Here is a 26513-nt window from a genome sequence, read left to right as displayed (position 1 = left end):
TTTGTTTTAGTTCGCCGTCTCAAGTGCCCGGACGGGCCGCCAGCGGGCGAGGAGCCGCTTGTACATCGCCACGGTCAGCTCGGCCTCGCCCCGCTCCATCCCGGTGAGCGCCACGGCCATCTCGGCCACCGACTCGTCCGCCCGGAGCGCCCGGTCGTCCAGCAGATGGACGAGCCCTCCGTAGTCGAGCTCCACAAGCGCGCGCGGGTGGAAGCCGTCCAGCCACCGGCCGAGCGTCTCCAGGCGTCCCGCCGACAGGAGATAGACGTCGCCCGTCCCGTCACCGAGGTTCTCACGCACCACGGGGAGCGCGGCCGACACCCGCCGGCGCGCCTCACCCATGGAGGTGACGTAGATCAGCGTACGGACGGGCGCCGCCGTCGCCGGGCCATTGCCTCCCTGGTCCTCGGACGCGTCGTCCGGCTTGCAGTACCCCGTCCCGGGGGTGCCCAGCATCAGGCACCGCTCACCCCGCGCGAACGGCACGAACCAGTCCAGCGGCACATGCCAGGTGCTCGTCAGGATGTGGGGACGCAGCGGCCGTCCCTTGCGCTTCCACTGCTCGAAGTCGCCCATGACCCGCTCCGACAGCGGCGGCGGGACGAACGCCGCCGCCACACCGGCGGCGTGCTCGTTCCTGAAGCGCTCAAGGGCCAGCCAGGAGCGCAGCCTCGTCTCCCACGGGCACACGTAGATCATGTCCTCCACGCGCCTGACGTAGGCGTCCCTGCTCTCCCGCTCCGGCGCGACCTCCGGCGGCGAACCCGTCACCCTCAGCGCGGCGTCGCGGTGCTCCACCCCGAGCGCATGGATCCGCCGGGGGCGCCGCCTGGAGTCGGCGTAGACCGTCCACAAGGTCCGTGCGGGCTCCGGGAAGGCGGTCACCGGTTCATAAACCCGTAGGTACGCGGCGTACGGAAGCACGATCGCATCGTTACACGAGATGCGGCCCTGCGTGGCGGCATCCGGCGTCCTACGCTGATCTTAGAGACAGAGAGGAGGGCACTACCGTGCCTAATGTCTTCGGGGCGCCCCACAAGGGCACCGACCCCGTCACACAGGGGGCCAACCCCCCTGTACCCTCCGGCGCTTCGCGCTTCGGAAGTCACGAGCAGGTCGTCTTCTGCCAGGACGAGGCGAGCGGCCTGCGCGCCATCATCGCGATCTACTCGACCGCGCTCGGCCCGGCACTGGGAGGTACACGCTTCTACCCCTACGGGTCCGAGGACGAGGCGCTCGCCGACGTGCTCAACCTGTCCCGGGGCATGGCGTACAAGAGCGCCATGGCCGGGCTGGACCTGGGCGGCGGCAAGGCCGTCATCATCGGCGACCCGTCCATCGACAAGTCCGAGGCGATGCTGAGGGCCTACGGACGGTTCGTCCAATCGCTCAACGGCCGCTACTACACGGCGTGCGATGTCGGCACGTTCAGCGAGGACATGGACGTCGTGGCGCGCGAGTGCCGGTACGTCACCGGCCGGACGGTCGCCCACGGCGGAGCCGGAGACTCGTCCATCCTCACCGCGTTCGGCGTGTTCCAAGGCATGCGCGCCGCGGCGGAGACCATGTGGGGCTCTCCCACGCTCCAGGGCAGGCGAGTCGGAGTGGAGGGCGTCGGGAAGGTCGGCCACCGGCTGGTGGAGCACCTGCGCGAGGACGGCGCGGACGTCGTGATCTGCGACGTGAACGAGGCCGCCGTCGACCGGGTCCGCTCGATCCACCCGGAGGTCGAGGTCCTCGCGGACGCCGACGCCATGGTCAGCGCCCGGCTGGACGTGTACGCGCCGTGCGCGCTCGGCGGATCCCTCAACGACGACACCGTGACCGCGCTGGAGGCGAAGGTGGTCTGCGGGGCCGCCAACAACCAGCTCTCCCACGCCGGCGTCGAGAAGAGCCTCGCCGACCGCGGCGTGCTGTACACGCCCGACTACGTCGTCAACTCCGGTGGCCTGATCCAGGTCGCGGACGAGATCGAGGGTTTCAACTTCGACCGCGCCAAGGCCCGCGCCACCGGCATCTACGACACCACCCGCAAGATCTTCGCGTTGGCCGCCGACGAGGGCGTCCCGCCGGCGGTCGCCGCCGACCGGCTCGCCGAGCGCCGGATGTCCGAGATCGGAAGGTTGCGCGGAATCCTGCTCTGAGCCGGCCGCGCCGGGACGATTCGCTGTACTGATTAGACCGTTGCAAGACCGTTGCCAGAGCCGCCGTGGGGCACCGCACGACCGTCCCACGACGGCTTTGGCGCGTACCCGTGACCACGGGATACACTGTTGTTAGCACCAACAGGGGCGCCGCCACGTACCGTCGATGTACCGAGCCGGGCGCAAAACGGGTACGGTTGTACCCGTGACTGACGCATGGCTCATCAGGCACCGGTTCGTGTGGTACACGCGCGCGTTGATGGGCCCACGAAAGCCCTGACCATCGAGGGGGTCGAGCCAATGGGTCGCGGCCGAGCCAAGGCCAAGCAGGTAAAGGTTGCCCGACAGCTCAAGTACAACAGCGGCAACACGGACCTCGACCGCCTGAAGAGCGAACTGGGAGTCGATGACTCCGGCGAGGACTCCTACGACGAGCTCGCCGAGAAGTACGCCGATTTCGCCGATGATTACGGCACCGAGGAGCGCAAGGACGGCACCTCCGGTTGATCGGCCGACAGGACGCCACTGCCCGCAGCACAGGGCGGTGGCGTTTGTCGTGACTTCTTAATGTTCGCCAAGGTGTACGTCATGGGGGTGTGGTTCGTCATGGTCTCCGAAGGCCGCCGAGATTGCCCGCAGGGCACGTTCGGCGGCGCACGCGTCCCGTGTGGCCCGTGAGGGCTGAGAGACGCTCAGCGTCCCTCTCAGCCCTCACAGGCAATGTCCGCGCCGCGTTCCGCGCGCGGAGTCTCTGATCCGGCCGCCGTCCCTCACGCCAGGGCCGCGGTGCCGGTGCCTTCGGTGATCTCGCCCAGGTGCCAGCACGGCACGCCCTGGGAGGTCAGGAGGCGCAGTGCCGCATCGGCACTGTCCGGGCTGACGATGGCCGCCATCCCGACGCCGAGGTTGAAGGTCTTGTCCATCTCCGCCTGCGGGACGTCCCCGTGGGCCTGCAGGACGCGGAACACGGCCGGTGTCTCCCAGGACGAGCGGTTCAGCACGGCGTCCACCGTCGCAGGCAGCGAGCGGGCAAGGTTCGCGGCCAGCCCGCCACCCGTGATGTGAGCGAAAGCACGTACCCCACCGGCCTGGATCAGAGCCAGGCAGTGCCTGGCGTAGATGCGCGTGGGTGTGAGGAGTTCCTCACCGAGTGAACGGCCGAGTTCCGCCGGCTCGGATTCGAGGGTCAGGTCCGTCGCGGCCAGGATGTGGCGCACGAGCGAGTACCCGTTCGAGTGGATACCGGACGACGCCATGGCGATGACGACGTCCCCAGGGCGGACACGGTCGGGGCCGAGGATCTCACCGGCCTCGACTACGCCCGTCCCCGCGCCGGCGAGGTCGAACTCGTCGGCTTCGAGGAGACCCGGGTGCTCGGCGGTCTCGCCGCCGACGAGGGCGCAGCCCGCCAGGGCGCAGGCGTCCGCGATGCCGCCGACGATGTCGGCGATCCGTTCCGGGACGACCTTGCCGCAGGCGATGTAGTCCGTCATGAACAGCGGCTCGGCGCCGCACACGGCCAGGTCGTCGATGACCATGCCGACCAGGTCGTGCCCGACCGTGTCGTAGACGCCGAGACGACGCGCCAGGTCGACCTTGGTGCCGACGCCGTCGGTGGACGTGGCGAGCAGGGGGCGCTTGTAGCGCAGGAGCGCCGAGGCGTCGAACAGGCCGGCGAACCCGCTGACGTCGTCGACCACTTCCGGACGCCGCGCCCGGGCCACCCGGGACTTCATCAGCTCGACGGCGCGCTCGCCCGCCGCGATGTCGACCCCGGCGGCCTCGTACGAGACCGGCGTGGGGCGACCGGCCATCAGGTGACCTCCAGCAGGTGCTTGCCGCGGGCCGCCTCGTCCACCGGGATGGGGTAGACGCCGTCGAAGCACGCCCGGCACAGGTTGTCCTTGGCGATCTGGGACGCCGAGATCAGTTCGTCCAGGGAGATGAAGCCCAGCGAGTCGGCGCCGATCGAGTCGCGGATCTCCTCGACCGACAGGTTCCCCGCGATCAGCTCGGCACGCGTCGCGAAGTCGATGCCGTAGAAGCACGGCCAGGACACGGGCGGGCTGGAGATCCGCACGTGCACCTCGGCGGCGCCCGAGTCCCGCAGCATCCCCACGATGGCGCGCTGGGTGTTGCCGCGCACGATCGAGTCGTCCACCACGACCAGCCGCTTGCCCTCGATCGCCTCGCGCAGCGGGTTGAGCTTGAGCCGGATGCCGAGCTGGCGGATGGTCTGGGACGGCTGGATGAACGTCCGGCCGACGTAGGAGTTCTTCACCAGGCCCTGGCCGTAGGGGATGCCGGACGCCTCGGCGTAGCCGATCGCGGCCGGGGTGCCCGACTCGGGGGTCGGGATGACCATGTCGGCCTCGACGGGATGTTCGCGGGCCAGCCGGCGCCCGACCTCGACGCGGGTGGCCTGGACGCTGCGTCCGGCGATCGACGTGTCGGGCCGGGCCAGGTAGACGTACTCGAACAGGCAGCCCTTCGGCCGCGCCTCGGCGAACCGCTCCGACCGGACCCCGGCGGCGTCGATCGCGACCATCTCGCCCGGTTCGATCTCGCGGACGAAGCGGGCGCCGACGATGTCGAGGCCGGCCGTCTCGGACGCCACGACCCAGCCGCGGTCCTCCAGGGCGCCGAGGACGAGCGGCCGGACGCCCTCCGGGTCGCGGGCGGCGTACAGCGTCCCCTCGTCCATGAAGACCAGGGAGTACGCGCCGCGGGTGGCGGGCAGGATCTCCCGCGCCGCCGCCAGCGGGCCGTCGCCGTGGGTCGACAGCAGGGCCGTCAGCACCTCGGTGTCGGTCGTGGCGGTCAGCACGCCGGGCGCCAGCCGCGCGGCCAGCTCCGGGGTGTTGATCAGGTTGCCGTTGTGGGTGAGCGCCAGCCCTCCCGCGTCGCTGGACCGGAACGTGGGCTGCGCGTTCTCCCACGTGGGCGAGCCGGTCGTCGAGTAGCGGCAGTGACCGACGGCGATGTGGCCGCGGAGCGTGTTCAGCACCGACTCGTCGAAGACCTGGGCGACGAGGCCCATGTCCTTGAACACGACGATGCGTGAACCGTCGCTGACGGCGATGCCCGCCGACTCCTGCCCGCGGTGCTGGAGCGCGTACAGGCCGTAGTAGGTCAGCTTGCTCACTTCCGCCCTCGACGCCTGGTCCGCGGGGACCCAGACGCCGAAGACCCCGCAAGCATCCTGCGGGGGGCGGTCAGAGGAGTCGATGTCGTGGCTCAGACGTCCGTCACCGAGAGGCACATTTGCCAGTCTAGATGCCCGATTCAGCTGCTCCGATCGGTGGCATGTACTTAACGGACCTTTACTCCCCCGAACCACGGGCATCACATACCTCGGGGGAGTCTGGTGACCGACACGTGGAGGAACGCATGACGCTGCCCGGGTACCAGACGTATGCGCCGCCCGCGCCGCCCAAGCGGAGCACCATGGCGAGGGCCTCCCAGGTGCTCGGAATCGTCGGCCTGGCGGGCCTTGTCCTGTGCCTGGCGGGGATGATCCCGGCGCTCGCCGGACTGGTTCTGGGGGCGATGTCCCTCGTCCGGCGCGACGCCGACCGGCGGCCCGCGGTCGTGGGCGTCGTCTGCTCGGCCCTCGCCCTCGTCATCGGTGCGGGAATTCTTTTCTGGCTGCTGAGCAAGGCGGCCGAGTGCGGGGACGAGGCGCGGTACCCGGACGACTCGTCGCGGCGGGGCTGCGTCGAACGCGAGTTCCCCTTCGCCAAGGCCGATGCCACTCCCCCGGGGCGCACAACCACTCCCTAAGGCCTCTCCGGCGGCTCGCAGGGCTCCAAGGGGCTCCGGGGCTCCTACGGTCTCCTAGGGGCTTCGGTAGTCGGCGAGCGAGCGGACGGCCTCCTCGCCGAGCGCCGAGGCGTAGACGCGGAAATCGTCCAGGAGGCCGCCGAATCCAGGCTTGGTGGGTTCGCTGCCCAGGTAGATGGGGCCGGCCGGTGTGACGACGGCATGTTCCAGAGGGACGGTCACGTCCAGTCTGCCGTTGATGTAGAGGGACATCCCGGCGGCGTCGACGACGAACGCGATGTGCACCCATTCGCCCAGAGCCAGCCTGGCGCGGCTGTCGGCGTAGTCCGGCCCCTTGACGGTGAACAACTGGACCCGCAGCCGCATCGCGTCCGGGTACAGCCACAGGCCGAGGCCCCGCGCGTCGTTCTCGGCGACCGGCTTGTAGACGAGACTGCGCCACTCTCCGGTCGGTTCCTCCGCGACGTGGACGAAGAACGTCACGCTGAACCCGAACACCTGGCTCAGGACGAGCTGAGGTGTGGCGGGAATCACGGCCCGGCCGCTCCCGCCGAGCGACAGCGCCTCCCCGTCCCTGCCCGGGACGATCTCGGCGTCGTCGTTCAGCTCGGCGGCGGGTGCGGCGCCGGCCGCGTCGGCCACCCGGCGGCCGTCCACGGTGCCGACGTCGAACGTCCAGTGCGCGATCAGCACGGGATCACCTCCAGCGCCCCGAACGGACGGTGGTGACCACGCTGGCAGCGCCCGGCGGTCTCGGCAAGACCCGAACTGGACGATCGGCCAATAGCCCGGCTCGGCCGTCCTCCCGGACACTGTCTCTCAGCCGGGCTCCGAAGTCCCCTGATCGACGGGCAGGCCGATGGGCAGCGGAAGATGACCGGACAGATCCGCGCGCGCGCCGCTGGCGCGGACCCGTCCGTCCGCGACGGCGTCGGCCCAGGCCAACCGGCCTGTGGCCAAGGCAACCCAGGCGGTGGCGTCCATCTCCACCACATTCGGTGGTGTACCCCGGGTATGGTGCGGGCCGTCGATGCACTGAACGGCGGCGTAAGGGGGGACGCGAACCTCCACAGAACGGCCGGGCGCCAGCTCGGCGAGCCGGTCGAGCAGGAAGCGCACCGCTCCTTTGACGACCGGCCGGGACGGTTCGGCGTTCCCTGCCTCGATGCAGGCGAGAACGGTGTCCAGGGCCGCGCGACGAAGCGCGGCCGGTTCGTCCACGCCGGTGTACGCCGGCAGGCCGAGCGCGGTGCGCTGCTCGTTCAGGACAGCGAGGGAAAGCGGTTTTCGCGGCATCGCCACCGACGTTACCGGGTCATGGCCCACGGCCATTCGCCTGCGGTGGCGCCCGGGACACCGCACAGACGGTAAAAAGGACCCCGCCAGGCATGGGGGAGTGAAGGGAACGGGGAGACCAGGGACGCGGTCCCTGGAGGACACGGAGGTTCGTCAGATGCCCGAGGCGCTGCCCCTGCAGCCGGGTGACCCGCGAAGACTCGGCTCGTACGAGATCACGGGACGGCTCGGCGTCGGCGAGCAGGGCGCCGTCTTCGTCGGCAGGGACCCTGCGGGCGGCCAGGTCGCCGTGAAGGTCCTGCATGTGCGGCTGAGCGGCGAGCCCGTCGCCAGGACACGGTTCAACGGCGCGTTCACCGCCGCCCGGAAGGTGTCCGGCTTCTGCACGGCGGCGATCCTGGACGCCGATGTGGAGGGCGACCGTCCCTTCGTGGTGAGCGAATGGGTGGACGGGCCGTCCCTCCAGCAGCTCGTGGACGAGGAGGGCGTGCGCGGCGGCGCGGTCGTCGAGCGTCTGGCGGTCGGCATGGCGATCGCCCTCGCGGCCGTCCACCGGGCGGGTGCCCTTCATCACAATCTGAAGCCCGGGAACGTCCTCCTGGGACGGGACGGCCCGAGGTTGAGCGACTTCGGTATCGCCCGCGCCCTGGAGGCGGTGAACGTGGCCTTCTCCGGGCACATCACCGAGGACCCCTCCTACAAGGCCCCGGAGCAGCTCAGCGGCAGGGGCATCGGACCCGCCGCGGACGTGTTCGCCTGGGCGTCGACGATCCTGTTCGCCGCGACGGGCAGGCAGCCCTTCGGGACCGGCTCGCCGTCAGAGGTGATGCAGCGGATCGTCTACGACGAGGTGGACCTGACCGGCGTCCCCGATTCGCTGCGCGAGGTGCTGGCCGGCGCCTTCGTCAAGGACCCGGCCGACCGTCCGACGGCCAAGGATCTCCTCCAGGGGCTCCTGGACGGGACGAACCCGCTGGCCGGCCGCATGCCGTCCTCCATGGTCGACGAAGGCCTCGCCCTCGCCTCGGGCGCGGCCGCGCAGCCGCCCGCACCCCCGGCCGTGCCACCTCCGCCGATGCCGCCCATGGGTGCGCAGCCGCGTCCCATGGCCCCCGACCCCGGCGTGGCGCCCACGTTCGCCCCGGGGCTGCCAGGGCCTGGCCCGAACGCACCTGCCGGGCCTCCCCCGGGCGTCCCTTCGCCCCCTGCCGCGGAGACCGCTCCGTCGCCGTCCCTGCCCTTGCTGGGCAAGCTCTCGCGCGCGCGCAGGTCACAGCCCGAGCCCGCACCGCCCCCGGCCGACCTCGACCCGGGCGCCTTCGAGGAGACCACGACCTTCAACGCGTTCGAGCCACGACGCCCCGACCGGACGGACCAGACCGCGAGGTTCGACGCGGTCGGCCCCGACCCGACCGCCACGTTCGACGCGATCGACCTGGAGTACGCGAACACCACGGAACCGTCCCCGCTCGTCCCGGGCATGGGAGATGTTCGTGAAAGCGGCGGAAGGGGCTCCTCGCCGCTGGCGGCCCTGAGCAAGATGCGGCGCCCCAGCAACCACGTGCTCGGGGTGGCGCTTTCGCTGTTCATAGGCGTCGGCGTGGGGATCGCCATCATCGCGCTGGTGCTGTGGCCCCAGCTCAAGGCCGACGAAGGGCCACCGCCCGACAGCGCCAACGCGTCGAACAACCGTCCGGTGACGACGATCCCGTCATCGTTCGGGGGGACATGGAAGGGGACGGTGGTCAACACCAACCGCAACGTGTCGTTCCCCGTGGAGGTCACGTTCGAGGTGGGCGGCACGACCGCACAGGCGGTCTACCCCCGGGAGAAGTGCAACGGCACGCTCAGGCTGACGAGGGGCACGGAAAGCGCGCTGAAGATGTCCCTGGCCATCGGCAAGCCGTGCACGTCCGGGGTCGTCCAGATCACCCGGCAGCCGGACGGGACGCTGCAGTACACGTGGACCAGGCCCGGGACGAACCTCTCCTACGGAGGCATGTTGAGCCGCAGCTGACCGGGCGGAACACCCAATTTGCACCCTAAATCTGGGTAGTTCCGCTAAGGTTCTCGCGATCGAGATACCGATCTCGGCCGCCCCCGGAACGTCGGCGACGTGCCCGCAAGCGCGGACAGTGAACCAACGACAACTCCACCCCGTACCCTGAAGTGCTCACGGCTGCAGCCGAACCGGCTTTGCCCGCAAGGCGGAGCCGTAAGCCGTGTCCCGTAAGATGGCTCGGCTCCCGGCAACGGAACCGGCATCTCGCGCTTCGCGCCGTCTCATCCACACCAGGGGTTTAGCCTTGGCGAGGCACAGACGGTTCTTTTAATGTTCGTTGACCTACGGCCGTGACGAGAGGAGAACAGGTGGAGACCCCCGCCTCCACACGCAGGCGCAGTGGACGACGCACCGCCCTGGCTCTCGTGGCGATCGCCACCGCACTGCCGCTGCTCGGTACCGCCACACCGTCCGCCGGCGCCGCGGCACCCGCGTCCGCCCCGTACGACCCGGGCGACAGCGCCAAGTTCCGCAAGCTGAACGGGCAGATCGAACAGCTCGAAAAGGAGTACGGCGGCGACCTGGCCAAGCTCAAGGACGCCCAGTACGCCGCGAAGAAGGCGCACAACAAGTCGAAGGTCCTGGAGAAGGACCTCGTCGAGGCCCGCAACGTCGTCGCCCGGATCGCCGCGACCAAGTACATGACGAACGGCGAGGACCCCACGGTCACCTTCCTGGCCGCCGCGGACCCGAGCGAACTCCTCAGCAACGCCAGCCTCGTCAGCCACATGGCACAGAACCAGGCCGCGAAGGTCGAGCAGATCCAGAAGCTCGTCAACGACCAGATCAAGGCCCGTAAGCAGGCCGAAGAGAAGATGACGCAGCTCAAGGCCGAGATCAAGGACCTGAAGAGCCGCCAGGCCAAGATCAAGCAACTGGTCAAGAAGTACAAGCCCGAGTCGCCGAGCGTCGGCATGGGCGGCGTCACCCCCCGCATGCTCAAGGTCAAGAACACCATCGACGTGGAGTTCGGCCCGTTCCCGACCATCGGCTGCGTCCGCAGCACCGGCGACCCCCAGGACCACGGCACCGGCCGCGCCTGCGACTTCATGGTGACGACCGGCGGCGTGATGGCCTCCGGCAGCGCGAGAGCCCAAGGCGACCAGGCCGCCCAGTACGCCATCTCCCACGCGAGCGCCCTAGGCATCAAGTACGTGATCTGGCGGCAGCGCATCTACGACATGCGCAGCCCCGGCTGGCGCTCAATGTCGAACCGAGGCGGCAACACCGCGAACCACTACGACCACGTCCACATCTCGGTCTTCTAGGCGTGCAGGCCCTCCGACCAGGGCCGCAGCTCACGAGATCTCCCGAGAGGGCACATCCAGGGCACTCGTGCCCGGAATCGTTCCCCACGTGTCATCAATCGCCCTGCGCATCCGATCCCGGCTGGACGGCATGAGATGCGTGTAGGTACGGAGCGTGAAACCGGGGTCAGCGTGCCCGAGGAACTCGGCCAGCGCCCGAATGTCAACACCCTGCTCCAGGAGCACGCTGGCGAAGTGATGCCGCAGCGCGTGAAAGCCGTTGTCCCGAGTTGCCGAAACATCGGCACGCAAGAGCGCAGGCTTCAAGGGGCGGCGGCGCTCGGGCCGCTGCGCGGCCCCGCGCCAGGCCGCCCGGAGCGTGCGGCGTGGGCGCCGGTCACCGGACGGCCGCGCGGGGCCGCACGTCGTGCCACGCCCGCCGGCCCCGCCCCGACCGCTCACCGCAAGGGCGCGCCGCCGCCCTGACGATTCGACACCGAAGCTCTAAGCCCGTTCGGCGACGAGCACCAGGGCGTGACTGTGGTCGAGCGCCGTTGGAGTCAGCGGGGAAGATAGCCGGAAGATCGGTTGCGCGTGCGCTACTGGGGAACCCCGTGGTTCCCCAGACCCCTCCTGGAGCCGGAGCACCCATTCGCGCGCCAAGCTCTGTCACAACGTCTCACCGTTCGCGCGAATGGGCACTCCGGAGCGATGCCGGGTTGGCGGCGCGGGGTGACGCCAGTTCGTCACCTCGGAGGGCTCAGCGTCACATCGACCTCAGTAGCAAATTGGTCGTGATTGCGGACGATCGTCACGTGCACGGTTCCGGCATCGACCGGCACCACGACGCCGAGTTCTTCTTCGCGCGTGAGGTCGCCGACCACCAGAGCACCGCTCGCCACCTCCAGAGGTCCGGCGAACACCGGTGGTGACGGAATACGCGAGCCATCACTACGGACGCGCACATCCACAAGATCGTCAACGAAGCAAGCCGCTCCAACGATCACGAAGGTACGGCCGACAACGAAGCCATTCGCGCAGTCGTCGGAATCGAAGTACTCCCGGGACTCCGAGTCGGTCACGTGCAGCAAGCCGGCTTCCAGGCCGCCCCGAAAGCGTGCGATGACTCCTGGATCAGCGTTCGCCCTTGCCATCGGCGAAGCGTAGCGCGGAGCAATCGCAGCCTGGACGACCCCGGGTTACACACAGCGACGCCGTTCGTTCGCTGGGCAGCGTCAGGCTCAGGGCACATCGAGGGCACATGACCTCATGACCGGCCGCGAGACGTCGAGAGTCACCGAGGGGCCGACGCCCAGGTCAGCGCGGGGAGGCGAGGACATGGCCGCCGGAGTCATCATCGCCCGCGAAGCGGGAGCCAAGGTCACCGACCAGGACGGCAGCGACCACGCCTCTACCTCGGCCGCCACCGTGGCTACGACTCCCGCACTGGCCGACGACATCAGATCCCTGATCAGCACTACGAGCGAAGCCCAGTCCCGCAGCTAAGTACGGACAAGCACGCGATACCTTGCCGAATTCCGCTGTTTTGGATCAAGGGGCGGCGGCGCTCAGGCCGCTGCGCGGCCCCGCGCCAGGCCGCCCGGAGCGTGCGGCGTGGGCGCCGGTCACCGGACGGCCGCGCCGGACCGCGCATCCTGCCACCGCCGCCCCGTCCGCCAGGTGCCGGCAGTCACTGGGTCGCGCCACCGCCCGTCATCCGGTCTCACGTGGCCGAGGTCTTCTTTGCCTCCGGCGGGGGCACTCCGACTCCGGGAAGCACGGGGCGTGTCCGTGACGGTCGCCGAGGGGTCAGGTAGGGAGGAGCTTCCCGTCTGCCGCCGTCCCGATCGGAGATCTACCAGACCAGGGCCAGCAGCGTGAAACGCGGGACGACGGCAGACGGGAAGCCAAAGCGTGTGTTCATCCGAACAGGATCGCGGCTCCTCCCGCGACGGCGCTCATTCCAGGAAACGTCAGCAGCCCACCTATCCAAGCAACCGCCCGTTCCTGCCCGAGTGTCGCCCCGGCTTCTTCCAGAGCAGGCCGAACGGTCTCATAGGGAGGCCAGCTCCGCGCGGGGATCGCTAGGCCGACCAGCGGCGAGTAAACCATAGCCGCCAATACGAACAGGAAGACAGCGAACCAAGTCGGGAAATTTGGCACTACCAGATCGTTGATCAAAAATGCAATGATCGCGAACAGCGACATGGCTCCCAGGTGCACAACCACCGTGAGAAGGACGGCCCCGGCAACGCTCTTTCCCGCTACGCACACCAGCCATGAACAGTACCTTCGCTGGAGCCACAATTGGCCGAAGGCCACGCCCCAAAACATGGGCAGGGCGGCCGTCCACACTACGAGAGCATCCATCCCGCCCTCCTCTTGAGACAGCCACCTCGATCTTGGCACGCGCGAGAGGTAGGTCGCCAGCGGATAGTGACGATGACGCACAAGGCCGGTCTGACCCGCCAGCACCGTGACATCGACGCCCCGCGGAACCACCGCGGAACGGACGGCCCCGGTTTTGCAGTGTGGGGCCGTCCGTTTGCTGGTCAGGTGGGGGTCAGTCTTCTTGGTCACTCCACCCTGCCGAGGGCAGCACCGCGCCCCCGATAGCCGGGCAGGGCACATCGGGGGCACATGAGGGCACGATCACCTACGAGACGATGAGAGCCACCGAGGGGACAGGCAGCAGGTCAGGACGGTTGTCCGGAGGATCGTTGCAGGTCGTGATCTTGGGGGGTTCAGAACTCGGTCTTCTAGTAAGGGGACGAATGGCATCTGATGGGCTATTCGCGCACTTGAAGAAGACGTTTGAGCTGGGTCATTCACCTGTAGCGGCGACGTACGCCGAGTTCGTCGTATGCGGCCGCGGTCGGCTCTACCTGCTGTTTCCCGGGTTCGCCGGGCATGACATCGCGTCAGATGCGAGTATGTCGCGTCTGATGCGAGGTGGTGTTTAGTTGATCAGTCCGCCAAGGACGTTTCGGACCAGCCTCCGGACAATGGCCATGACATCAGTAGACCATCTGCTCGGAACAAGCAGAAGACCGTTTTGGATGCGGGTGACCCAGCGCGAAGGGCGCCCCCCAGCGGAGGGCGCCCTTCTGTTGGACGGTCCTCAGTCGGCGTAGCTGGGGAGGGTGCGTTCGTGGGACTCGCGGAGTTCGGACAGCGGGATGCTGAACAGCTCCTGCTGGTCGCCGTCGGGGCCGCGGCCCGTCACGCTCAGGGAGTCGCCGCCCGCCACGCCGATCTGGGTGACGGGGACGCCCGCCGACTCGCACAGGGCCGCCAGGCGCGCTTCGGCGCCCGGGCGGACGGCGACCATGGCGCGGGCCACCGACTCGCTGAACAGTGACACGAACGGGTCGCCCGGCAGGGTGATCCGGGCGCCGAGGCCGCCGCGCAGGCACGACTCCACGAGGGTCTGGGACAGGCCGCCGTCCGACAGGTCGTGGACGACGGTCACCAGCCCGTCGCGGATGGCGTTGACCAGGACGGACGCCAGTGCCGTCTCGGCCTTCAGGTCGACCAGCGGCGGCAGACCGCCCAGGTGGCCGTAGACCACGTGGGCCCATTCCGAGCCGCCGAACTCCTCGCGGGTCTCCCCCAGCAGCGCGATCGTTGCGCCGTCGGTGGTGAGCGACATGTTCACGCGGCGGCGGACGTCGTCGTGGACGCCGAGGACGCCGATGACCGGGGTCGGGTTGATCGGCGTGGCGCCGGTCTGGTTGTAGAAGCTGACGTTGCCGCCCGTGACGGGGATGCCGAGGTACTGGCAGCCGTCCGCCAGGCCCTCGACCGCGCGGGCGAACTGCCACATGACGCCCGGGTCCTCCGGGGAGCCGAAGTTGAGGCAGTTGGTGACGGCCAGGGGCCGTGCGCCGGTGGCGGCGACGTTGCGGTACGCCTCGGACAGCGCGAGCTGCGCGCCCGCGTACGGGTCCAGGCGGGTGTAGCGGCCGTTTCCGTCGAGGGAAAGGGCGATGCCCAGGCCGGACTCGTCGTCGATGCGCACCACGCCCGCGTTCTCCGGCATGGCCATGACCGTGTTGCCGAGGACGTAGCGGTCGTACTGGGACGTCACCCACGTCTTGCTCGCGAGGTTCGGCGACCCGGCCAGCCACAGGACGGTGCGGCGCAGTTCGTCGCCGTTGGACGGGCGGGTGAGGCGCCCCGGCGTGTCGGACTGCAGCGTCCCGAGGTCGTGCGGAGGCTGCATCGGGCGCTCGTACACCGGGCCCTCGTCGGCGGCGGTGGTCGGGGGGAGGTCGACGATCGTCTCGCCCCGCCACGTCATGACCAGCCGGCGCGTGTCGGTGACCGTCCCGATCACGGTCGCCGGGATCTCCCAGCGGCCGCAGATCTCCATGAAGCGGTCGACCTTGTCGGGCGTGACCACCGCCATCATGCGCTCCTGCGACTCGCTCATGAGGATCTCCTCGGGGAGGAGCGTCTCGTCGCGGAGCGGAACGGCGTCGAGGTCGACGTGCATGCCACCGGTGCCGGCCGCGGCCAGTTCCGTCGTCGCGCAGGACACGCCGGCGGCGCCGAGGTCCTGGATGCCGACCACGAGGTCCTCGTTGAACAGCTCCAGGCAGCACTCGATGAGCAGCTTCTCCATGAACGGGTCGCCCACCTGGACGGACGGCCGCTTCTGGTGCGACTCCTCGTCGAACGTCGCCGACGCGAGAACGGACGCGCCGCCGATGCCGTCCGGGCCCGTCAGAGCGCCGAACAGGATCACCCTGTTGCCGGGGCCGGGGGCCACGGCGCGCTGGATGTCCTCGTGCTTCAGGACGCCGACGCACAGCGCGTTCACGAGCGGGTTCTGCTCGTAGCAGGCGTCGAAGACGGTCTCGCCGCCGATGTTGGGCAGGCCGAGCGAGTTGGCGTAGCCGCCCACGCCGGCCACCACGCCGGGCAGGACGCGCTGGGTGTCGGGGGCGTCGGCCGGGCCGAAGCGGAGGGAGTCCATCACCGCGATCGGCCGGGCGCCCATCGACATGATGTCGCGGACGATCCCGCCGACACCGGTCGCGGCGCCCTGGTAGGGCTCCACGTAGGACGGGTGGTTGTGCGACTCGACTTTGAAGGTGACCGCCCAGCCCTGGCCGACGTCCACGACACCGGCGTTCTCGCCCATGCCGACGAGCAGCTTGTCGGTCTTGGGGGCCTTCTCACCGAACTGGCGCAGGTGCACCTTGGAGCTCTTGTACGAGCAGTGCTCGCTCCACATCACCGAGTAGATCGCCAGCTCGGCGGAGGTGGGACGGCGGCCGAGGATGTCGCGGACGCGCCGGTACTCCTCGTCGTTCATCCCGAGCTCGGCGTACGGCTGCGGGCGCTCGGGGGACGCGGCGGCGATCGCCACCGTGTCCGTACCGGGGTAAACCGGGGCGGACGTCTCGATGGCGGGCTGCGGGCCCGTCCCGAAGCCCAGCGCGGGCTGCGGGCCGGTTCCGGGGCCGACGGCGGGCTGCGGGCCGGTGCCGCGTCCGTCGCCGTGGACGGGCGGCTGCGGGCCCGTGTTCAGGCCGATCATGGGCTGCGGACCCGACCCGGGGCGGACAGCGGGCAGCGGGCCCGTCCCCGGGCCCCCGATCGCAGGCTGCGGGCCCGTGCCGGGGCGGACGGCGGGCTGCGGGCCCGTTCCGGAGCGGAAGGCGGGCTGCGGGCCCGTTCCGGGGCCGACCGTCGGCTGGGGGCCTGTGCCGGGGCCGGGCGGGAAGGGAGGGTTGAAGGGCGGCTGAGCCTCAACGGCGGACTGCGGGCCCGTGCCGGTCCCTACCGCGGGCTGGGGGCCTGTGCCCGGGCCGGGCGGGAACGGAGGGCTGAAAGGCGGCTGAGCCTCGACCGCGGGCTGCGGACCCGTTCCCGGGCCTACAGCGGGCTGGGGGCCGGTCCCTGAGCCGATTGCGGGCTGCGGGCCCGTGCCGGGGCCTACGGCGGGCTGCGGGCCCGTTCCCGGGCCTACAGCGGGCTGCGGGCCGGTGCCCGGGCCGATTGCGGGTTGCGGGCCCGTGCCGGGGCCTACGGCGGGTTGCGGGCCGGTGCCGGGGCCGGCCACCGGCCGCGGGCTGGTGCCGGGGTCCGTCGGCAGGGGCGGGGCGGTGTAGCCGTTCAGGTCGGGCGTGGTGAGCGTCGGGTCCGCCAGGGTGGACGCGGGGTCGCCGGCGGCGCGCTCCTCGGCCAGGGCACGCGCGAACTCCTGAGCCGGCCCTTCGGCGGGCCCGGCTTCGAGCGCCGGGCCGCCGAGCGCTGGACCCGGCTGGGCCGTCCTGAGCATGGCCTGGACGGTCGGGTCGACCTGGATGGACGGCTGCGGCTGGACGCCCGGGACGGGCCGCGCCACCGGCTGCGGCTGGACGGCGGCCGGTTCGGGCAGAGCGGCGGCCGGCTTCGCGGCGGGCTTGGCCTCGTCGAGCATGGCCTCGAAGGCCTGGGTGACCGAGTGGTCGACCGGCTCGAGTTCGGGGTCGTCCGCGTCGGACTTGAGCTCGCCGAGCCACTCCATCGAAGGCTCGTCCGAGGATTCCCGGGTGGCGCGCCCGGAGGCGTGTGGCGGTTGCTCGCTCATGCGTTGACCAGTCTCTTGACAATGGAGGTGAAGAAGCCGAGCCCGTCGGTGGACGGGCCGGTCAGTGACTCCACGGCGTGCTCGGGGTGCGGCATGAGCCCGACCACGTTGCCGGCCTCGTTGCAGATCCCGGCGATGTCATCGAGGGAGCCGTTGGGGTTCAGGTCCAGGTAGCGGGCGACGATCCGGCCGGTGTCGGCCAGTTCGGTCAGTGTCTCCCGATCGGCGGTGTACCGGCCGTCCCGGTTCTTGATCGGGATCACCAGCTCCTGGCCCTCCCGGTACTCGGTCGTCCAGGCGGTGTCCGCGTTCTCCACCAGCAGCCGCTGGTCGCGGCAGACGAAGTGCAGGCCGGCGTTCGGCAGCAGCGCGCCCGGCAGCAGGTGCGACTCGCACAGCACCTGGAAGCCGTTGCAGATGCCGAGGACCGGCAGGCCCGCCTCGGCGGCGGCCACCAGTTCCGACATCAGCGGCGCGAACCGGGCGATCGCCCCGGCACGCAGATAGTCCCCGTATGAGAACCCGCCGGGCAGGACGACAGCGTCGACTCCCTGCAGGTCATGGTCGCCGTGCCAGAGGGCGACCGGCTCCGCGCCGGCCAGCCGCACGGCACGTGCGGCGTCCTTGTCATCGAGAGAACCGGGGAAGGTGATGACCCCGACCCGGGCAGCATCCATCTCTTCTGTTCCTCCGAAATGAGGGGCGGCCGGGACGGGCGGTATCTCCTCCGCCGATCACCCCGCTGCGCGTCGTTTTCCCCCGCGCGCGCCTACCAATCTACCCGGCGCTGTGGATGAGTTTGCGGTCGAGGCGCCGGACGAGGGCCTCGTCCCGCCAGCTCAGCCGCTTTCGCAGGTGAACGACGGTGCCCCTGTCGGGCGAGGTGTCGATGTCCAGGTCATCCACCAGAGCCCGCATGATCCTGATCCCGCGGCCGGACTCGCTCATCACCCCCCGATCCTCGGGGGCCGGCCGGGGCCCGCGGCCCCGGTCCATGATTTTGAGCACACAGACGCCCTCGTCCACGTGTCCTGTGACCTTGTACTCACCGGCGGCGCGGGCATGCTGGACGACGTTCGTGCACGCCTCGGAGGTGGCGACCAGCACGTCGTCGACGCAGTCGTCGGAAACGCCCAGCCCCCGCAGCGCGTCCCCGACCACCCGCCTGATCACCGGGATGGTGAGCGCCTCGCGCGGAAGCGAGAGCGAGAACCTCATATCCACCCGGACACCTCGTCCATGCCCCGGGCTTCCTGGCCGTTCCCCCGGTCCCCGGAGCGTGCTCGACGACTCGACGCAGCTAACACTTCCCCGGCGGAAACTTCCGTAATCGCTATACTCACGGGTCGTTGCGGGAAAACGCCGTGGAACGCGCCACTCCATCCAGTACCAGAACGGCATTCCATGCCATTTCCGGCTAGAGAACGCGGACCTCGAAGTTCTCGATTACGGGGTTGGCCAGCAGCGTCTCGGCGATCTTGCCGACCTGCTCCAGGGCGGCCTCGTCGGCCTCTCCCTCGACCTCCACCTCGAACCGTTTGCCCTGCCGGACGGCCACCACCCCGTCGTACCCCAGCTGCGGCAGCTTGCGGGCGATCGCCTGCCCCTGCGGGTCCAGGATCTCCGGCTTGAGCATGACGTCGACGACGACACGCGCCACGACCGCCCCCTCACTGGTCTGCGCTTTTCCTTACGATCCTGAAGCGTACGGCACCATTGCCCATCACGGACCACCCGCACCCCCGGAGCAGCCCGATGAACATCGAGGACCTCACCCCCGCGGAACGCCGCCTTTGGGAGGCCTTCCCCAAGGGCGAATCCGTCGACCTGTCGTCCGGCGACCCCGCCTACGACGACCTCGGGCAGGCCGACCGGTGGGGTCGTGAGCGGACGGTCAGGGCCGAGGTCCTCGTCGCCCTGCTCGTCGGCGCGGTGGAGCCCCAGCCGGGTCAGGTCGCCGCCGTCCGGCTCGGCGGCGCCCGCATCACCGGTTCGCTGAACCTCGGGCACGCGGAGGTCGGCGTCCCGCTGGCGCTCACCTCGTGCTCATTCGACGAGGCCCCGCATCTGTACTGGGCGAGCATGAACAGCGTCCACCTGATGCGCTGCCGCCTGCCGGGCCTCATCGCGTCCGGTACCAGGGTCGACGGGCATCTGTGGCTGGAGGGCAGCCGCATCTCCGGGGGCCTGTGGCTGGACGGCGCGAACATCACCGGCATCCTCAACATGTCGGGCGTGCAGTTGAGCAACCCGGGCGGGGACGCGCTGCTCGCCGACCGCCTCGCCGTCGAGGCGAACGTGTACTGCGACCAGGGCTTCGCGGCCAACGGGGAGGTCCGGCTGCCCGGTGCCCGCGTCGGCGGCCAGCTGATCTTCCGGGGTGCGCGGCTGCACAACCCGTCCGGCGCGGCCCTGTACGCCAGCCGCCTGGACGTGGCGGCGAACGTGTTCTGCGACGGCGGGTTCTCCGCGGAGGGCGAGATCCGGCTCCGGGGCGCCCGCGTCGGCGGCTACCTGTCGTTCGTGGGCGCACGCCTGTCGGCCCCCCAGCGCACCGCCCTGAACGCGGACGACCTGGGTGTGGAGACCGACGTCTACTGCTCGGACGGCTTCAGCGCGGTCGGCGCCGTCAGCTTCGCCGGCGCCCGCATCACCGGCCAGCTCAGCCTGCGCGACGCCCGGCTGCGGAACGAGGAGGGGACGGCGCTCAGCGTGCAGCGCATCCAGGCGGAGGAACTCCTGCTGCGCACCGCCGAGCCGATCCACGGCATCGCGGACCTGTCCTACGCCCGTGTCAACCTGCTGCGCGACGACGCCAAGTCCTGGCCGGAGCGCCTCCAGTTGGACGGCCTGCAGTACGAGACGCTCGAACCGCCGCTGACGGCACGTGAACGTCTCGACTGGCTGCACCGCGACACCGACGGCTACGCCCCGCAGCCCTACGAGCGCCTCGCCCAGACCTACCGTGCCCTCGGCCTGGACTCCGACGGGCGTTCGGTCCTGCTCGCCAAGGCCCGGGACCGCCGCAAGACCCAGGGCTTCCCCCGCAAGATCGTCGGCTGGCTGCAGGACGGCCTGGTCGGCTACGGCTACCGCCCGTTCCGTGCGGCGAGCTGGCTGGTCGGCCTGCTCGCCTTCGGGACGATCATCTTCTCCTTCCACAAGCCCGCCATTCTGAACAGTGACGACAGCCCCCATTTCAACGCGTTCATCTACACGCTCGACCTGATCCTGCCCATCGGCGACCTCGGTCAGGAGAGGGTTTTCGCCCCCGACGGCGTCTACCAGTGGATCGCCATGTTCATCGTCACGGCCGGCCTGCTCCTCGGCCTGACGGTCGCCGCCGGAGCCACCCGGGCCCTCTCCCGCGAATGAGCCGGCCTGCCCGGTGTCGGCGCGGTGGCGTGTATCACGTTTGGGTCAGGGGATGTGCCTAAGGGTAGGGACCTCGGTGGCGGACTTGCATCGCGAGGTGTGATGTCTGCCACGATGGCATAAGCGGCTTTTGTCCCTTACCGGGGCCCAAGGTCGTTGACATCGGCCGGACGTGCGGCGATCCCGCGCGGCGGCCCCGAACGAGGAGTGTCATCGATGACGATCGACTCCGTGCGCGGTGCGCCCGGCACCCCCGAGCTCGCCGGGCCAGAGCTCGTCCAGTTGCTCACCCCCGAGGGCGAGCGCGTCGAGCATCCCGACTACCCCCTGGACCTCAGCGCCGAGGAAGTCCGCGATCTGTACCGCGATCTCGTGATCGTGCGCCGGATCGACCTGGAGGCCGTGGCGCTCACCCGCCAGGGCGAGCTCGGCATCTGGGCGTCGCTGCTGGGGCAGGAAGCGGCGCAGATCGGGTCAGGACGCGCTCTGTCCGATCACGACATGGTGTTCCCGACGTACCGGGAGCACGGCGTGGCGTGGTGCCGGGACGTGGAGCCGCTGAGGCTGCTCGGCCTGTTCCGGGGCGTCAGCCACGGCGGGTGGGATCCCGCCGAGCACGGCTTCCACCTGTACACCATCGTGATCGGCAGCCAGACGCTGCACGCCACCGGGTACGCGATGGGCATCCAGCGGGACGGCGTGCTGGGCACGTCGTCGGCGGGCGCGACGATCGCGTACTTCGGGGACGGGGCGACATCGCAGGGCGACGTGAACGAGTCGTTCGTGTTCGCCTCGGTGTTCAACGCACCCATCGTGTTCTTCTGCCAGAACAACCAGTGGGCCATCTCGGAACCGCTCGAACGGCAGTCCAGGATTCCGCTCTACAAGAGGGCGCAGGGATTCGGGTTCCCGGGCCTGCGGGTGGACGGCAACGACGTCTTCGCCTGCCTGGCCGTGACCAGGAAGGCCCTGGAGAACGCCAGGACGGGACAGGGCCCGACCCTCATCGAGGCGTACACGTACCGGATGGGCGCCCACACGACGACGGACGACCCCACGCGCTACCGGCTGAAGGCCGAAGAGGAGGCGTGGAAGCTCAAGGACCCGATCGAGCGCGTCAAGGCGTACCTGGTGCGGAGCGACCTGGCGGACTCGGGGTTCTTCGAGAAGGTCGACGACGAGGCCAAGCAGATGGCGAGGGAACTGCGGGAGGCGTGCCTGGCGCTGCCGGACCCCGAACCCCTGTCGATGTTCGACCACGTGTACGCGGACCGGCATCCGATGATGACCGAGGAGCAGGAGCAGTTCGCCGCCTACCTGGCCTCGTTCGAGGAGGAGGCGAAGTGACCACCCTGACCCTCGGCAAGGCGTTGAACGAAGGCCTGCGCAAGGCCATGGAGAACGACCCGAAGGTCCTCATGATGGGCGAGGACGTCGGGAAGCTCGGCGGGGTCTTCCGGATCACCGACGGGCTGCAGAAGGACTTCGGCGAGGAGCGGGTCATCGACACGCCGCTCGCCGAGTCGGGCATCGTCGGGACGGCGATCGGGCTGGCGCTGCGGGGCTACCGGCCCGTGTGCGAGATCCAGTTCGACGGGTTCGTGTTCCCCGCGGCCGACCAGATCATCACGCAGCTCGCGAAGATGCGGATGCGGTCGCTCGGCACGCTGTCGCTGCCGGTCGTCATCCGGATCCCGTGCGGCGGCGGCATCGGGGCGGTGGAGCACCACTCGGAGTCGCCCGAGGCGTACTTCACGCACACCGCCGGCCTGCGCGTGGTGGCGTGCTCGAACCCGGCGGACGCGTACTCGATGATCCAGCAGTCGATCACGTCCCCCGACCCGGTGATCTTCTTCGAGCCGAAGCGGCGGTACTGGGAGAAGGCCGAGGTCGACACCGAGTCCGCCGACTGGACGCCGCTGCACCGGGCCCGGGTCGTCCAGCCGGGCGAGCACGTGACCGTGCTGGCCTACGGGCCGTCGGTGAAGACGTGCCTGGAGGCGGCCGCCGCGGCCGCCGAGGAGGGACGGTCGCTGGAGGTCATCGACCTGCGGTCGCTCAACCCGCTCGACATCGGCACCGTGGTGGAGTCGGTGAACCGGACGGGACGCTGCGTCGTCGTCCACGAGGCACCGGTGTTCAACGGGTTCGGCGCGGAACTGGCCGCGCGGATCACCGAGAAGTGCTTCTACCGGCTGGAGTCGCCGGTGCTGAGGGTCGGCGGGTTCTCCACGCCGTATCCGCCGTCCCGCATCGAGGACCATTACCTGCCCGACCTCGACCGCATCCTGGATGCCGTCGACCGGACCTTCGGGTGGTGACGCGGTGAGCCAGCCGAAGACCTTCAAGCTGCCGGACGTGGGCGAGGGCCTGACCGAGGCCGAGATCGTCAAATGGCACGTCCAGCCCGGTGACACGGTCGAGATCAACCAGACCATCGTCGAGATCGAGACGGCGAAGGCGATCGTGGAGCTGCCCTGCCCGTTCGAGGGCGTGGTGACCGCACTGCTGGTCGCCGAGGGCGAGACCGTCGACGTCGGCATGCCGATCATCTCCGTGGACGCCGACGGGGACGGCGCCGTGGCGACGCCGGTGTCCGAACCTCCCGCGCAGGCGGCGGCGATCAAGAGGGATGGCGTGCCGCGCGTCGAGGAGCCGGGCATGGTGTCCCCGGAGAAGCCCCCGAAGCGGCAGCCCGTCCTCGTCGGGTACGGGGTCAAGGAGGGCGCGACCAAGCGCCGCCAACGCAAGTCGACGAACGGAACGCCACCGCCGGCGGCGGCAGCGCCCCCGCCACCGCCCCCGGCTCCGGCACCGGCTCCGGCACGTCAGGCTCCGCCGGCTCCTCGTCCACAGCCTGTGGACAACGGGTTGCCGCTGGCGAAGCCGCCCGTCCGGAAAATGGCCAAGGACCTCGGCATCGACCTCGCGACCGTCACCGGGTCGGGCCCGCAGGGGTCGATCACGCGCGACGACGTCGCCGCCGCCCAGGCTGCGGCGGAGGCGCCGCGGGTTCCCGTCCAGGCGGGGCCGCGGGAGGAGCGGATGCCGGTCAAGGGCGTCCGCAAGGCGACCGCGGCGGCGGTGTCCGGCTCGGCGTTCACCGCGCCGCACGTCACCGAGTTCCTCCAGGTCGACGTGACGCGGACGATGGAGACCGTGAAACGGCTCCGCGAGCTGCCCGAGTTCGCGGACGTGAAGGTGTCGCCGCTGCTGCTGGTGGCGCGGGCGCTGCTCACGGCCGTGGCGCGGAACCCGCAGGTGAACTCCACGTGGGTGGACGACCCGTCGGGCGACGGCCGGTCCGGCGCGGAGATCGTCGTCAAGCGGTACGTGAACCTCGGGATCGCGGCGGCCACCGACCGGGGCCTGATCGTCCCGAAGGTGAAGGACGCGCAGGACCTCGACCTGCCCGGCCTGGCCGGCGCGATCAACGCCCTGGCGGAGAAGGCGCGGGCGGGCAAGGCGTCCCCGGCCGACCTGTCCGACGGAACGATCACGATCACCAACGTGGGCGTGTTCGGGGTGGACACCGGCACCCCGATCCTCACGCCCGGTGAAGCCGCGATCCTGGCGTTCGGCCAGATCCGGGACATGCCGTGGGTGCACGAGGGCGAGCTGGCGATCCGGAAGGTCACCACGCTGTCGCTGTCGTTCGACCACCGGATCGTGGACGGCGAACTGGGGTCGCGGGTGCTCCGCGACGTCGGCGACATGCTGGAGGACCCGATCCGCATGCTCGCCTGGGGGTAACTCAGGGATCGACGGAATCGTGGGGCCGGTGCCGTGCAGGCGGCACCGGCCCCACTTCTTCGGGGGCGAGCGTTCAGGGGACGGGCGGGTTGTTCTCTCCGTCGTAGGTGCGCTCGTCCCGCCTCTCCTGGAACCGCGGGCCGCGCTGCTGCCCACCCGTACGCGACATCATCAGCAACTGGAGCGCGAACGACACCCCGCCGACGATGATCAGAATTACGCCGATGACGTGAATGTCCACCGGGTCCGTCATCGCGTCCGGGCTGATCGCGAACTTGAGGATCAGTCCGAGCGTGATCGTGAAAACACTGACGCCGACACCCATGCGATGACCTCCGCCAGACGATCCGTAGCCGTGCTCTTTAACTATCCGTTCGGATCGCCGGTCACACGTCGAACGGGCGGCAGGTAGGTCACCGCGACAGCCCGTCCCCGCCCGGGACGGGGTCGTCGCCCTCGCCGGCCCGTCGGGCGTTCCAGGTGGCGATCAGGCTCACGAGGAGTCCCAGCGCGCCCCCGGCGATGAGGACCACGCCGAAGATCTGCAGCATCCACGCGTCGGAGTTGGTCTCGTCGTCGATCGTGAACGCGAGGAGCGAACCGAACAGGACGCAGAAGAGGGCGAGGAGAAGGCTGGGAGCGGCACGCATGTGGTGGATCTCCTCCACTACGAGACTGGAACCTTGTCGACCTTTCCGAAAGGGCCACCATTGAAGACGACGGACGTGATGTCCCCCGATGGCGCTGGTACATAGACGAAGCCGCGGACCGGCTGGTTCATTTCCGTCCGGAAAACGGCGCGTCCCGGGTCGGCGTAGGCGCCGGCGGCGTCCGGCGACGCGGGCCCGATCCGGACGGCTCGGTAGACGGTCTGGTCACCCGGCACCTGGATGGAGAAGGAGGTGAACACGCCTCCCGGATAGTCCTTGTGCGCGTAGGAGGCGTCGGGCGGCGTCGTGCCGGGCCCTTCGTTCACGATGTCGAACACGGCGACGATGTAGGCGCCGTCCCGGTAGAACGGTTTGACGTCCAGGCGCCGTTTCGCCTCACCGAAGCGTCCGTAGCGGCTGGCGACCGTCTCGCCGTCGTCCGCCCGGAACCCGGCGGGAGCGGCGCCACGGCCCGGGATCGCGGACGGGCTCGGCGACCCCGCCGGCGGCCGCTTCACCTGGTAGGTGATCTCGACGCGGCGGTTGCGGGCGCGCGCCTTGGCGTCGTCCGCGCCGCCCTCCTCGGCGACCGGCTCCGCCTCGCCCATGCCGCGCGACGTGTAGGTGTAGCCGTCGCCGAGCCGGGACTTCATCTCCTTCAGCACGGCCTCCGCGCGCTCCTTGGACAGCTTCAGGTTGTCGGCGTCGCCGCCTTCGCCGTCGGTGTGCCCCTCGAACGTCAGGGGGCTCATGGCCTTCGCCTTGATCTCCTGCGCGGCCTGGTCCAGGACGGTCTTGGCCCGTCCGGACAGTTCGGCGGAGCCGGTGGCGAAAAGCACGTCGGTGTGCAGGTCGACCGTCACCCACGAGCCGCTGGACGCGACGTCCTTGATCTCGCCCTCGGTGATGTCGTACAGGTCGGCGGGATTGCCGCGCTGCCGGGCCGAGGCCGCGGCGGCCGCGTCGCCGGTGCCGGTCACGGGAACACCGGTGAACTCCCCCGCCGTGCCCGGCGTGAGCACGGTGACCTTCTCGACGCCCGCCGGAATGGCCGGGTACTCGGCGGCCATCTCACGGGTCGCACCGGGCGCGAACCCGTCCCCGCTCGTGGACCCGGTGGGCCGGTAGAGCAGGCGTCCGACCGGGTCGAGGAGCCTGATGGCGAACGCGACGGACTTCGTGGACGAATCCAGAGACGTCACGCTGTAGCGCAACACCGACTTGGTGCCCTGCCGCTCGACACCCTTGATCTGAACACGCGCGTGCAGCCCGTCCGCCCCGCCGAACCAGCCCTCCTTGGCGAACCCTCCCCCGGCGTTCGCGGGACGGGCCGAGCCGACGACCCCCGCCGTCGGCGGATCGACCTTCTCCGCCTCACCACCGCCGCCGCAGCCGGCAAGGAGCAGCAACCCCGAAAAGGAGACGGCGAGGGGCAGGGCACGGCGCATCGATCATCCGTCGGGGGGAAGGACGGGCGGGGGACGGGGGCCAGAGTAGTCACCCCGGACGCACCCCGCCAGATCCCGGCGGAGGGCACCTCCGGTGCGTTGGACCGGTCAGCCGGCTTGCGAGCGGCACACGCGGCGTTTGGGGATACGGCCGGGCTGTAACAGGGCGTCA

The 26513-nt window shown here is 70.1% G+C and carries 25 protein-coding genes; 10 read left to right on the top strand and 15 right to left on the bottom strand.

Annotated elements, in window-relative coordinates; genetic code table 11:
- Positions 1-6 precede the first annotated feature (6 nt).
- Complete coding sequence (locus tag ACGFK0_RS30895) at positions 7-885, bottom strand: hypothetical protein (protein ID WP_392911214.1); 879 nt, start codon at positions 883-885, stop codon at positions 7-9.
- Positions 886-1010: 125 nt separating this feature from the next.
- Here ACGFK0_RS30895 and ACGFK0_RS30890 point away from each other — a divergent pair, with 125 nt between their 5' ends.
- Positions 1011-2144, top strand: a complete 1134-nt coding sequence (locus tag ACGFK0_RS30890; protein ID WP_392911212.1) for a Leu/Phe/Val dehydrogenase — start codon at positions 1011-1013, stop codon at positions 2142-2144.
- Positions 2145-2444: 300 nt separating this feature from the next.
- Entirely contained in the window at positions 2445-2651 is a 207-nt protein-coding gene (locus ACGFK0_RS30885; RefSeq protein ID WP_392911449.1) for a DUF3073 domain-containing protein, read from the top strand.
- Positions 2652-2914: 263 nt separating this feature from the next.
- Here ACGFK0_RS30885 and purM read toward each other — a convergent pair whose 3' ends face one another.
- Together purM and purF are read right to left on the bottom strand one after the other, a co-directional pair.
- Positions 2915-3958: a phosphoribosylformylglycinamidine cyclo-ligase gene (gene purM, locus ACGFK0_RS30880; protein ID WP_392911210.1), complete on the bottom strand. Its 1044-nt coding sequence runs from the start codon at positions 3956-3958 to the stop codon at positions 2915-2917.
- A complete protein-coding gene (gene purF, locus ACGFK0_RS30875; RefSeq protein WP_392911208.1) occupies positions 3958-5406 on the bottom strand; it encodes an amidophosphoribosyltransferase in 1449 nt (482 codons plus the stop codon). The genes purM and purF overlap by 1 nt, the downstream gene beginning before the upstream one ends.
- A 128-nt stretch (positions 5407-5534) precedes the next feature.
- Here purF and ACGFK0_RS30870 point away from each other — a divergent pair, with 128 nt between their 5' ends.
- Positions 5535-5927 carry a hypothetical protein gene (locus tag ACGFK0_RS30870; protein ID WP_392911206.1) on the top strand — a complete coding sequence of 131 codons (393 nt, stop codon included), beginning with the start codon at positions 5535-5537 and terminating at the stop codon, positions 5925-5927.
- Positions 5928-5981: 54 nt separating this feature from the next.
- Here the strand turns inward: ACGFK0_RS30870 and ACGFK0_RS30865 are convergent, their stop codons facing one another.
- Positions 5982-6620 (bottom strand): LamG domain-containing protein, encoded by a 639-nt coding sequence (locus ACGFK0_RS30865; RefSeq protein WP_392911204.1) that lies wholly within the window; start codon positions 6618-6620, stop codon positions 5982-5984.
- 126 nt (positions 6621-6746) lie between these two features.
- Positions 6747-7223 carry a sterol carrier family protein gene (locus tag ACGFK0_RS30860; RefSeq protein ID WP_392911447.1) on the bottom strand — a complete coding sequence of 159 codons (477 nt, stop codon included), beginning with the start codon at positions 7221-7223 and terminating at the stop codon, positions 6747-6749.
- A 157-nt stretch (positions 7224-7380) separates the two neighbouring features.
- Here ACGFK0_RS30860 and ACGFK0_RS30855 point away from each other — a divergent pair, with 157 nt between their 5' ends.
- Positions 7381-9240: a serine/threonine protein kinase gene (locus ACGFK0_RS30855; RefSeq protein ID WP_392911202.1), complete on the top strand. Its 1860-nt coding sequence runs from the start codon at positions 7381-7383 to the stop codon at positions 9238-9240.
- A gap of 353 nt (positions 9241-9593) precedes the next feature.
- Complete coding sequence (locus ACGFK0_RS30850; protein WP_392911200.1) at positions 9594-10553, top strand: coiled-coil domain-containing protein; 960 nt, start codon at positions 9594-9596, stop codon at positions 10551-10553.
- A 30-nt stretch (positions 10554-10583) separates the two neighbouring features.
- On the opposite strand, the gene ACGFK0_RS30845 is transcribed toward ACGFK0_RS30850, so the two are convergent.
- Together ACGFK0_RS30845 and ACGFK0_RS30840 are read right to left on the bottom strand one after the other, a co-directional pair.
- The gene (locus ACGFK0_RS30845; RefSeq protein WP_392911199.1) at positions 10584-10994 is read right to left on the bottom strand and encodes a tyrosine-type recombinase/integrase; all 411 of its coding nucleotides are present in this window, start codon (positions 10992-10994) and stop codon (positions 10584-10586) included.
- A 284-nt stretch (positions 10995-11278) separates the two neighbouring features.
- Positions 11279-11686, bottom strand: a complete 408-nt coding sequence (locus ACGFK0_RS30840) for a hypothetical protein (protein WP_392911197.1) — start codon at positions 11684-11686, stop codon at positions 11279-11281.
- A 115-nt stretch (positions 11687-11801) separates the two neighbouring features.
- On the opposite strand from ACGFK0_RS30840, the gene ACGFK0_RS30835 reads away from it, so the two are divergent.
- Positions 11802-12038 (top strand): hypothetical protein, encoded by a 237-nt coding sequence (locus ACGFK0_RS30835; RefSeq protein ID WP_392911195.1) that lies wholly within the window; start codon positions 11802-11804, stop codon positions 12036-12038.
- Positions 12039-12452: 414 nt separating this feature from the next.
- Here the strand turns inward: ACGFK0_RS30835 and ACGFK0_RS30830 are convergent, their stop codons facing one another.
- The 5 genes from ACGFK0_RS30830 to purS all read right to left on the bottom strand — a co-directional run bounded on the left by ACGFK0_RS30830 (position 12453) and on the right by purS (position 18775).
- Positions 12453-12902 carry a hypothetical protein gene (locus tag ACGFK0_RS30830; RefSeq protein ID WP_392911193.1) on the bottom strand — a complete coding sequence of 150 codons (450 nt, stop codon included), beginning with the start codon at positions 12900-12902 and terminating at the stop codon, positions 12453-12455.
- Positions 12903-13653: 751 nt separating this feature from the next.
- On the bottom strand, positions 13654-17115 hold the full coding sequence (gene purL / locus ACGFK0_RS30825) for a phosphoribosylformylglycinamidine synthase subunit PurL (RefSeq protein ID WP_392911191.1): 3462 nt from the start codon (positions 17113-17115) through the stop codon (positions 13654-13656).
- Entirely contained in the window at positions 17112-17792 is a 681-nt protein-coding gene (gene purQ, locus ACGFK0_RS30820) for a phosphoribosylformylglycinamidine synthase subunit PurQ (protein WP_392911189.1), read from the bottom strand. Before purQ ends, purL begins: the two co-directional genes overlap by 4 nt.
- Positions 17793-17892: 100 nt before the next feature.
- Positions 17893-18333 carry an ATP-binding protein gene (locus tag ACGFK0_RS30815; protein ID WP_392911187.1) on the bottom strand — a complete coding sequence of 147 codons (441 nt, stop codon included), beginning with the start codon at positions 18331-18333 and terminating at the stop codon, positions 17893-17895.
- Positions 18334-18532: 199 nt separating this feature from the next.
- Positions 18533-18775: a phosphoribosylformylglycinamidine synthase subunit PurS gene (gene purS, locus ACGFK0_RS30810; RefSeq protein WP_392911184.1), complete on the bottom strand. Its 243-nt coding sequence runs from the start codon at positions 18773-18775 to the stop codon at positions 18533-18535.
- A gap of 95 nt (positions 18776-18870) precedes the next feature.
- On the opposite strand from purS, the gene ACGFK0_RS30805 reads away from it, so the two are divergent.
- From ACGFK0_RS30805 to ACGFK0_RS30790, 4 genes are all read left to right on the top strand, one after another.
- Complete coding sequence (locus ACGFK0_RS30805) at positions 18871-20490, top strand: hypothetical protein (RefSeq protein WP_392911182.1); 1620 nt, start codon at positions 18871-18873, stop codon at positions 20488-20490.
- 216 nt (positions 20491-20706) lie between these two features.
- Positions 20707-21837 (top strand): pyruvate dehydrogenase (acetyl-transferring) E1 component subunit alpha, encoded by a 1131-nt coding sequence (gene pdhA, locus ACGFK0_RS30800; protein ID WP_392911180.1) that lies wholly within the window; start codon positions 20707-20709, stop codon positions 21835-21837.
- Positions 21834-22811: an alpha-ketoacid dehydrogenase subunit beta gene (locus tag ACGFK0_RS30795; protein ID WP_392911178.1), complete on the top strand. Its 978-nt coding sequence runs from the start codon at positions 21834-21836 to the stop codon at positions 22809-22811. The genes pdhA and ACGFK0_RS30795 overlap by 4 nt, the downstream gene beginning before the upstream one ends.
- Positions 22783-24243 (top strand): dihydrolipoamide acetyltransferase family protein, encoded by a 1461-nt coding sequence (locus tag ACGFK0_RS30790; RefSeq protein ID WP_392911176.1) that lies wholly within the window; start codon positions 22783-22785, stop codon positions 24241-24243. The genes ACGFK0_RS30795 and ACGFK0_RS30790 overlap by 29 nt, the downstream gene beginning before the upstream one ends.
- A 73-nt stretch (positions 24244-24316) precedes the next feature.
- Here the strand turns inward: ACGFK0_RS30790 and ACGFK0_RS30785 are convergent, their stop codons facing one another.
- The 3 genes from ACGFK0_RS30785 to ACGFK0_RS30775 all read right to left on the bottom strand — a co-directional run bounded on the left by ACGFK0_RS30785 (position 24317) and on the right by ACGFK0_RS30775 (position 26341).
- Positions 24317-24568 (bottom strand): DUF6458 family protein, encoded by a 252-nt coding sequence (locus ACGFK0_RS30785; protein WP_392911174.1) that lies wholly within the window; start codon positions 24566-24568, stop codon positions 24317-24319.
- Positions 24569-24656: 88 nt separating this feature from the next.
- Positions 24657-24893 carry a hypothetical protein gene (locus ACGFK0_RS30780; RefSeq protein WP_392911172.1) on the bottom strand — a complete coding sequence of 79 codons (237 nt, stop codon included), beginning with the start codon at positions 24891-24893 and terminating at the stop codon, positions 24657-24659.
- 17 nt (positions 24894-24910) lie between these two features.
- Complete coding sequence (locus ACGFK0_RS30775; protein ID WP_392911170.1) at positions 24911-26341, bottom strand: OmpA family protein; 1431 nt, start codon at positions 26339-26341, stop codon at positions 24911-24913.
- Between the last annotated feature and the right edge of the window lie 172 nt (positions 26342-26513).

This window comes from Spirillospora sp. NPDC048823, from assembly GCF_043198445.1.
Taxonomy (GTDB): domain Bacteria; phylum Actinomycetota; class Actinomycetes; order Streptosporangiales; family Streptosporangiaceae; genus Spirillospora.
This window is presented reverse-complemented; position numbering and strand designations above follow the sequence as displayed.